Raw genomic sequence first — 9,610 nt, 5'->3', positions numbered from 1 at the left:
AGCCTGCCTCGGGCAGCATGTCTGTGTAATGTCCGGCGCGTCAGCCGCGTCAGTGAAGTCTTCGAGCAGTATAGACCGGAGTTGGTTTTTCATGCGGCTGCTCTCAAGCATGTTCCCATGGTTGAGATCAATCCGTGCGAAGGTGCACTCACGAATGTGATAGGCACAATGAACGTCGCGAACGCCGCCCGCCAGGTTGACGCCCTGGCGATGGTCCAGATTTCGACGGACAAGGTGGTCAATCCGACAAGCGTCATGGGGGGCACCAAGCGTCTTGCGGAGCTCTATTGCCAGGCGCTCGACCTCGAAGGCATCGAGAGAGGAAGCGGCCCTCGCTACATGACTGTTCGCTTCGGCAATGTCCTTGGCTCGAGCGGCTCCCTCATCCCCCTGTTCAAGAGGCAGATTGCCAACGGAGGGCCGTTGACCGTCACCGATCCCGACATGACACGCTTCTTTATGACCGTTCGGGAAGCGGTGGAGCTGACGTTGCAAGCTTCCGCTTACGGACTCGAGGGCGATATCGGCAAGGGCGAGATCTTCGTTCTGGATATGGGCAAACCGGTGAAGATCATTGATATCGCACGCAGAATGATCAGGCTTGCGGGTCTTACTCCCGACGTGGACATAGCGATCAAGGTCATTGGGTTGCGTCCCGGCGAAAAGTGCTACGAGGAACTTTTCGACATCAACGACACTCAGGTTCCGTCGCCCGTACCCGGTGTTTTCGGGGCCGTGCCGCGGCCGGTGCCGCTGTCCAAACTCCGCACGTCTTTCGCTCGGTTGGAGCGCTTCGCCGAATTGGGCGATGCGTCCATGGTGCTCGCTCTCATAAGCAGTCTGGTTCCCGGATACAATTGGCGACGGTCGGCATACCGCGATGCGGTTCTATCCGAGATGCACAATGAGCGCGCCGGCAACGAGGAACGCGGTCGCGACGCCAATCTCCCGGACGACTTACTTACCGCTCTTGTAACTGAGGCTGACGGAGGACGTGCTGGACCGTTTGAACGGGGTCGCGCACCCCGGCTGCAGTAGGACCAATCGTCGGCGGGGCGCCGGCTGATCGCCCCCTCGAAAACTTGCCAATCGGTGTCTCGCCTGGAGATAGCGTTGAACTTGCACGCAACACCAACCGACACCATGCCGAAATCCAATTCGCTGCTTTTGCAGCAGCCGAAGCGCGGCTTACGCATCTTGGTGCTGTCAAGCTACAGTCGTTCATTAACGAATTTTCGTCTGGAACTATTGAAATCCATGGTCCGCGCCGGGCATGCCGTCGCGGCTGCAGGGCCGGAGGACGATCCGGAGGTCAAGGCTGACCTATCGAGAATCGGAGTCGAGTTCGTGCACACACCCATGGCTCGTGCGAGCCTCAGTCCGGTCAGCGATATCGCGGCGCTCGTCCATCTGAGACGGCTCATGAAAACGATCAGGCCGCAGGTAATCGTTCCCTATACGATGAAACCCATTCTCTATGGTGGAATTGCCGCACGTATATCGGGGGTGCCATGCCGCTGCTTCCTTGTCACAGGACTGGGCCACGTTTTTTCGGAAGCTAGTCTAGATACCGTGAAGGGTCGAGCGATCCATCGGTTGAGCGTTTGGCTATACCGCCGGGCGTTCGCCGGCGCAAAAGCCGTCTTTGTTTACAATGATGCCGATTGGGCCGACATCATCGAAAATTCGCTGGTGGAAGACGTTTCGATTATTCACCACGTCGATGGCTCGGGGGTGGATGTCGACCATTACGCCTTCGTGCCTCCCCCCCGCGAGAAGCCGGTCTTCCTAATGGTAGCGCGTCTCATCAGGGACAAAGGCGTTTTTGAATATGTCGAGGCGGCGCGCCGGTTGAAGCGACAGCGACCTGACGCGGAATTCCTGCTGCTTGGTCCCGTTGACCCCAATCCGGCAGCAATATCGCTGCAAGAGGTTCAGCAATGGGCCCGTGAAGGCATCATAGATTATCTAGGCGAAACCAAAGACGTTCGTCCGTTCCTTGCACGATGTAACATATTTGTCCTTCCCTCGTATTATCGCGAGGGAATACCTCGCAGCGCTTTGGAAGCGATGGCTGTCGGGCGTCCAATCATCACCACGGACCTGGCGGGTTGCAGGGATACCGTCGAGCCGGGTGTCAACGGCTATCTCGTCGCGCCACGCAGCGTGGACAGCCTCTTTGACGCCATGTCGGCGCTTGCCGATCGCCTTGAACTGGCCGCTGAAATGGGCCGCCACTCCCGAGAGCTGGCCTGTGGCCGGTTTGATGTTCACCTGATCAACGAAATACTTCTCGATCGAATGGGCCTCTCAAATTCTAAAAGCCCAAGCCAGACTCTGGCGTCGCGCGGCTCCCGGCAGCGGCAGGCAGAGACATGCACGACCACGGGCCAACGACTAAGTGGGATGGGGAGGGGCATTTCGTGGAGAGGATAAAGGTAACTCCGCCTGGCGTCGGTTCGCAGTCTGTCACCGGCAGCCATCATGCCGCAGCTTTTCAGCAGCGCCTTTCTCCGCCGCGTTCCGGCTATGGATTGTCCGATCTGCTTGAGATGGTGCGGCGGCACAAATGGTTCTTCGGCTCTGTCCTGACGGCCGGACTTACTCTAACGGTCCTGGCCGCGCTTCTGATGACAAAGGTCTATATCGGGGCGTCTGCCATCGTGTTCGACCGAAACGATGCTCGTCCATACGAGGCTGTCGAGGAACTTCGAAACCAGGAGCGTGACAAGTCCGTCATGGAAACGGAGCTGGACGTCATCAAATCGCGCGTATTCGTCGGAACCGTTGTGGACGCACTCGATCTAATCAACGACCCTGACTACAACACCTATCTTCCGCAGCACGATGACGAGAATGAAGGAGGCATCAGCCTTCTTGTGAATGCAGCGACGAAATTCCTGGCCCCAAAGCAGGACTCCGAGATGGTCGGCAGTCGGCTGATCTCTACGAGCGTCCAACGTGATCGGGCAATAACCACGCTCCTCGCATCCTATACCGTCGACCGCAAGGGCGACAGTCTGGCGATGACAATTCAAGCACGGCAGACAAGCCCGCTGAAGGCAGCGGCGATCGCCGACGCCATTGCGCAGCATTATGTCGATTGGACTGCCAAGCTCACGGATGAAGCAACGACGAACACGATTGACTATCTGAGAGGTCAGGCAAGTGAACTTGGCGGACGCATAGCGGCGATGGAACGTCAGGTAGCAGCGTTTACGGCCAATCGCGATCTGACCTTCGATCCCAAGGATGATGTCCTGAAGTCGCGCATGGCGTTGATTAATGAGCAATTCACGGTCGCGAGCGCTGATGAGACAGCCGCGCGATCGAAATATCTGGAGGCGAAAACGCAGCTTGCATCAGGCAACATAGCAGCGGTCGTCCGCGTCGTAACGTCCGAACCGCTGGATCGCCTTCGCACCGAACAATCACGTCTCGAGCGGTTGAAGGCGCAGCTCAGCTCCAAGTTTGCGAAGAACCATCCATTGGTCGCCGATGCCGACGCCGAGCTCGAAGCCAATCAACGTCTGATGATGGAGGAAGCCGATCGAATTGTTCAGGAATTGGGAAATACCGCAGAGGTCGCGGCCGTTCGCGCAGCAAAATTCAGTGCGGAGGTCGCGTCTCTACAGAAGCAAATCCAGGAACGGAGCCTTGCAGAAATTCGCAGACGCGAACTCGAGAGAGATTTGCTGGCTGAACAAAAGCGTTACGATCAGGTCGTGCTTCGACTTGGAGATCTGGACCCAGAGCGCGGCGAGCACAAAGGGTCGGCTATGGTCGCATCCTATGCGGAGGTCCCGACGAGCCCTGCGTTTCCGAAACCGTCCCTTGTCATAGTTGCCGGAGCGATTGGCTCCCTCATCCTCGCCGTTGTGACAGCTATCATTGTCGATGCGCTCGATGATCGCTTGTATCGTCCAAGGGATGTCGAAGACATTTTGACCCGGCCAAATTTGGTGACGGTCCCGAGAATAAAGCGGCGCTTTGGCAAGGGGACCAGTTCATTCGAATATGTTATCGACGGCCCGTCTTTGCCTTTTGCAAAGGCCATGCGGAATCTATGTCTGGCATGGCGAACGATCGGACGGCCGAGTGGTGGGAAGATTGTGATGTTCTGTTCGCCGTCGACGGGCGAGGGTAAGACCACAGTGGCCCTCGGAATGGCTGCGGCGGCGACAGCGAGCAATCTTCGCACGGTTCTGGTCGATTTTGATCCGTCGGCGAAAGGAGCAGGGACTCTTCTTGGACTAAGCGTGCCGCGTTTGGTACCGAAGCTCGCGGATCCGCAGGATATATGCGTCTCAAGCACGGCCTCGCCGACATATCCCAGGCTTGATGTGGTTTTCGCGAACTTCACAGCCGACGACGCAGAACCGCTCTGCTCCTATCTGCGCAAAATGTACGATCTGGTCATCATCGACGCCCCCAGCTTGGACGCTGAGGAAGGGGCTGTTTGGCTCGCCGCCCACGTCGATTCAATCGTGATTATAGCCGCGGCAGGACGCACAACCGAGCGGAAGCTCGTGGGCGCGCTGAACCGTCTCTTGGTCAACCAGCCCTTCATACTCGGAGGCATTCTGAATCTGTTTTCCATATCATCCGAAGCCGGTAAGGGGCCGCTAGCCGACCCGCGTCGGCCCGGGCTGTGGAAGCGGTTGAAAACTTCGTTTGGTCGCAGTGCAACGGCTTGAGGGCTATCAAATGGTGAGAGCCGAGTATTTGGAGCAACTGGAAGCGGAATCGATCCATATCCTGCGGGAGGTGGCCGCGACGTGCGCGCGCCCGGTACTGCTCTATTCGATCGGTAAAGACTCGTCAGTCCTTCTGCACTTGGCGATGAAGGCCTTCCATCCGGGGCGGATCCCTTTTCCGCTCCTTCATATCGATACGACATGGAAGTTCAAGGAGATGATCGCCTTTCGCGACAGAACCGCACATCGTCTCGGCCTGGACCTCATCGTGCACCGCAACGAAAGCGGTGTCGCAGACGGCGTCAACCCTTTCGACTACAGCCCGAGCGCCTATACGCACGTCATGAAGACTTTGCCTCTTCGGGAGGCGCTCGACACATATGGTTTTGATGCAGCCTTCGGAGGCGCTCGCCGGGACGAGGAAATATCACGCGCCAAGGAGCGGATCTTTTCTTTCAGAAATGCCTCCCACTCCTGGGATCCGAAGAGGCAACGCCCCGAAATGTGGAGGACATACAATACTCGCATCAATAAAAATGAATCGATCCGCGTATTCCCGTTGTCCAATTGGACAGAGCTCGATGTGTGGCAATACATTCTGAAAGAAAATATCGAAATCGTCTCGCTTTATCTCGCCGATAGGCGTCCCACGGTCCATCGAAACGGCATGCTCATCATGGTTGATGACGAGCGCCTGCCGCTCCTTCCCGACGAGATCATCGAAGAGCGGCTTGTCCGATTCAGAACGCTCGGCTGCTATCCTCTCACCGGTGCGATCGAATCCAGTGCTCGCACAATCCCCGAGATCATCTTTGAAGCGTTGGTTGCCCGAACGACGGAGCGTCAGGGTCGCGCCATCGACCATGATGAGTCGGCATCAATGGAGAAGAAGAAAAAGGAGGGTTATTTCTGATGGAAGTCCAGGTCGAAAGCCGAGGCACGATAATAGAAGCCGAAGCACCGCTGGGCTCTTGTCTTCGGGTATTGACTTGCGGGTCGGTCGATGACGGAAAGTCAACTCTCCTTGGCCGCCTTCTGTTCGACACGAGTTCTGTTGCCGACGACCAGATCACCACCCTTACAGGGGACAGTGCCCGTTTTGGCACGGTTGGCGAGGGGAAGCTTGATTTGGCGTTGCTGGTGGACGGTTTGGAGGCTGAACGCGAACAGGGAATTACGATTGATGTTGCCTACCGGTTCTTTGCCAGCAGCAAACGCAAATACATCCTGATCGACGCTCCCGGTCATGAAGAATTCACGCGCAACATGGCAACGGGTGCATCCAATGCGGATGTTGCAATTGTCCTGCTCGACGCCCGGAAAGGGCTGCTGCCGCAAAGCCGGCGTCATACCTTCATCAATGCTTTGCTTGGCGTCCGGCATGTCGTGCTCGCGGTTAACAAGATGGACGTCGTAGGCAACGACGAGGAGACATTTCGCTCGATCTGTGAAGCTTTCGAAGCCTTCGCCAAGCCGCTCGGTTTCACGACCACATACTGCATTCCGGTTTCAGCACTCCATGGCGGCAACGTCGTCACTCGATCGGCGGAAATGCCATGGTATGATGGCGAGCCCCTTCTCGCCTACCTGGACAACCTGGAGTGCGAAGCGGACGGCGATGATGGCCCGTTTCGTTTTCCGATCCAGATGGTCAATCGGGCGAGTTCCGAATTTCGTGGTTTATGCGGCCAAATCGCTGGCGGGATTGTTTCCGTAGGCGACAAGGTGATTGTCGCCAAGTCGGGACAACCAGCGCAAGTGCGGTCGATCATTCACGGGTTCGACTATGTCGACCTGGCGCGGAAGGGACAGGCAGTGACCGTTGTCCTGGACGAATGCGTGGAGGTTTCGCGTGGAAACATGCTCGTGGCGCCGCAGTCGCAGCCCTGCATCTCCGATCAGTTCATGGCTCATTTGATCTGGTTTGACCACAAGCCGCTTTTGCCGGGCCGCAGTTATGTTTGCAGAACCGAGACGGACGTGACTGACGCTACTGTAACTGCGCTCAAATATAAAATTGATGTCAACAGCTTGGCGCATAATGCTGCCACTTCGCTACAAATGAACGAAATCGGCGTATGCAATATCTCGACCCAAACGCCCATTGTCTTCGACACCTACCACGACAACCGAAACACCGGCAATTTCGTGCTCATCGATCGTTTTTCGAATGCGACCCTGGGCGCGGGTATGATTGACCATACGTTGTGGCGTTCGCAAAACATTCACTGGCAGGTGCTGGATATCGACAAGAGCGCGCGCGCGGCGATCAAGTTTCAGCAGCCGCGGGTACTGTGGTTTACCGGGTTGTCGGGGTCCGGCAAATCGACCATCGCCAATATGCTGGAGAAACTACTTCATGCACAAGGCAGGCATACCTACATTCTCGATGGCGACAACATTCGGCATGGTTTGAACCGCGATCTGGGGTTCACGCAAGAAGCCCGCGTGGAGAATATCCGGCGTGCGGCCGAGGTCGCCAAGCTCATGGCCGACGCCGGCCTGATCGTTCTCGTCTCGTTTATTTCCCCGTTTCGATCGGAGCGGTCGATGGCGCGCGGTCTCTTCAATCCGGGCGAATTCATCGAGATATTCGTTGATACGCCGATTGAAGAGTGCGTGCGGCGCGATCCAAAAGGCTTATATCGTAAGGCTTTAGCCGGAGAAATTAAGAATTTCACGGGAGTTAGCTCACCATACGAGAACCCCATTTCTGCGGATATTCACCTGAAGACAGTCGGCCGGCAGGCTGAAGATCTCGCATTGGAAATTGAAGACTATCTGACCCAGTTGGCAGCTCGGTAGATCGTTAAAAGTTTTCTCTCTTTATACCCGGCGTTCAGGCGCGGGCGAGCTTGCGTATGGTGTCGTCGACCGACGGCTTGTTTCCTCCGGGGTGGACGCACCCGTGAGCCAACCGGAGAGATCGCGGTCCATCAACGTCCCAAGCTTTTCGGTGTCACTCGCATAGAAGTCGATCATTCGCTGCCTGAGATCGCCTTTCAATGGCGGGTACATCGTCGAGCGCGCTACGACCGAGCGCAGCCGTCGCATCAGCGGAATATGGCGAAACGGCGCCAGCGCCGGTTTGAACGGTCCTACCAGCCGACGCAAAGCAGGGCCGACAACCGGCTCGTTGCGATCCTTGACCTTGGTTGAGAGCGGCAAAACCGATTGCTGGCGGCTGAGGTTGAGGAAATCGCGCACGGTATTCAGGTGTGCCTGAGGATCACCAAGAAGGTCTTCGAACAGCAGGATGTTGAGGCGCTCGCGCGGAAACAAATCGAGATAACGCGACAGCTGCAGATAATACAGTCCCCATGCAAGGAAGCGCCCCTCTGCGCCTTTGCGCGGCTCCAAATAAGCTTCGACGTCTCTTGTCACGTCACCTCTTCGGAGGAGCATGCAGTAATCCGAATAGGCACGATCGACCGGATTCCTCAATTGGGCGATCAGCAGCACATTTGGCAGGCTGTCCTTGATGCGCTGGGCGGCTTCCGGTGCTTCCAGGTAGGAATTCGATTTTTCACCTACCACCCGAGAGTTATCTGTCACCCGAAACTGTGACAGGTACCAGTCCTGTCCCTTGCTGAATTGGCGGCTGAAATAATGCAGTTCGGGATCGGGCATATAGACATTGGGGTCGTTCTGTAGCGAACGCTGGAGCCACGTCGTCGCGCTCTTCGTTGCGCCGATGATCAGAAAGCCAAGGTCGTCGATACGCATGCTTATTCCCCTCTTTGCTAGATCTGGCCGGCGATTAGATCATGCTGCTCTGCCGGTGATCTGACGATAGATGCGCATTATCTCTTCCGTATGCGGGCGTATTCCGTAGCTTTTCAATGCAGAGGACCGCGCGTTTTCGCTTATGCGCCTCCACTCGGCAGGGTCTTTCAAGAGGCTGGCCATCGGCGCGACAAAGGCGGTTGGACGTTCCGGCTCAACCAAATAGCCGGTCTTGCCATCGACAATTGCTTCCGGATTTCCCCCATGGTTCGTCGCGACAACCGGGGTGCCCAGCAGCATCGCCTCGATGAGGGTTCGTCCGAATGGTTCGTTTACGGCCGGAACGAGCAGAATATCCATGGCGCACATCAGCCGGTTGATCGGCGAGCGGAAACCCATGAGGTGGATGCCGTCTTCGATCCGCAGTTCCCGCGCGCGTTCCATCACCTCGCCGTCGAGCCGCTTTCCGTATTGCTCGGGCGAGCCAAACAGCAGACCAGCGATCTTCACTTCCGGATGCTGCGAGCGAAATGCGTGTACCGCTTCGACAAAGCGGATGGGCCGCTTCCGGTCGATGAGGGCGCCAAAAAATCCGACAAGGCGGGTTTCCTCATCCAACCCAAGCTCTTGAACGAGCTCCATGCGGCATTCTTCCCTGTCCGGCAGCACGTCCGGATGGTCGAAGGGGCTATGGACCACTGAGGTTCGTCTCTCAATGGAAATGAGAGGCGAGGAGGGCCTGGCAAAGTTGGAAACGGTAACAATGTGACTGGCAATGAAGGGCGCCAGGAGGTTCACGCCTCGAGCAGCAGGATCCCCCCGGTGGTGCCAAAGCAAGCGCGCTCCGGCAAGGACCGTGGGGAGGGCCCATGTGCTATGGATCAGCCCGCTGTTTGTATGAACGATATCCGCTTTGTGCTGCTTGAGAAAACGAACCATGTGCGCGGCCGCCAGAGGATAGAGCATAGCCGACGCGCCTCCTGTCGCGCGGCTATGGCGCGGCCTCAGAAGCAATTCGTTGACAGTCAGATAAGGAACATCCCGGCTGTCCAAATATTTCGCGAAATCGCCCTCAGGGCTGTGAACGACAACCACTGGGTTCACTTCAGAGGGGTGAAGCGCTTCAATAAGCTTGATGGCTGAAATGTCGCTTCCGCCGAATTCATCACCGACGAACGGGTAGATTA

At 56.9% G+C, this 9,610-nt stretch carries 6 protein-coding genes and 1 pseudogene; 5 read left to right on the top strand and 2 right to left on the bottom strand.

Annotation, left to right across the window (positions count from 1 at the left end):
• The 5 genes and pseudogenes from ACPYOI_RS32695 to cysC all read left to right on the top strand — a co-directional run.
• A pseudogene (locus ACPYOI_RS32695) lies at nt 1–855 on the top strand (polysaccharide biosynthesis protein); the annotation flags it as partial.
• 258 nt (nt 856–1,113) lie between these two features.
• Nucleotides 1,114–2,436, top strand: a complete 1,323-nt coding sequence (locus ACPYOI_RS32690) for a glycosyltransferase family 4 protein (protein WP_481418580.1) — start codon at nt 1,114–1,116, stop codon at nt 2,434–2,436.
• Nucleotides 2,424–4,697, top strand: a complete 2,274-nt coding sequence (locus ACPYOI_RS32685) for a GumC family protein (protein WP_481418581.1) — start codon at nt 2,424–2,426, stop codon at nt 4,695–4,697. Before ACPYOI_RS32690 ends, ACPYOI_RS32685 begins: the two co-directional genes overlap by 13 nt.
• A 10-nt stretch (nt 4,698–4,707) precedes the next feature.
• Nucleotides 4,708–5,610 (top strand): sulfate adenylyltransferase subunit CysD, encoded by a 903-nt coding sequence (gene cysD / locus ACPYOI_RS32680; RefSeq protein WP_481418582.1) that lies wholly within the window; start codon nt 4,708–4,710, stop codon nt 5,608–5,610.
• A complete protein-coding gene (gene cysC / locus ACPYOI_RS32675) occupies nt 5,610–7,502 on the top strand; it encodes an adenylyl-sulfate kinase (RefSeq protein WP_481418583.1) in 1,893 nt (630 codons plus the stop codon). Before cysD ends, cysC begins: the two co-directional genes overlap by 1 nt.
• 21 nt (nt 7,503–7,523) lie before the next feature.
• On the opposite strand, the gene ACPYOI_RS32670 is transcribed toward cysC, so the two are convergent.
• The gene (locus tag ACPYOI_RS32670) at nt 7,524–8,423 is read right to left on the bottom strand and encodes a sulfotransferase family protein (protein WP_481423932.1); all 900 of its coding nucleotides are present in this window, start codon (nt 8,421–8,423) and stop codon (nt 7,524–7,526) included.
• 39 nt (nt 8,424–8,462) lie between these two features.
• The coding region (locus tag ACPYOI_RS32665; protein WP_481423931.1) for a glycosyltransferase family 4 protein at nt 8,463–9,610 on the bottom strand (1,148 nt) is incomplete at its 5' end.

Source organism: Rhizobium sp. SVR5-2C, assembly GCF_056755115.1.
Note: the sequence above shows the minus strand (reverse complement) of the source record. Positions and strands in the feature narration are given on the sequence as shown.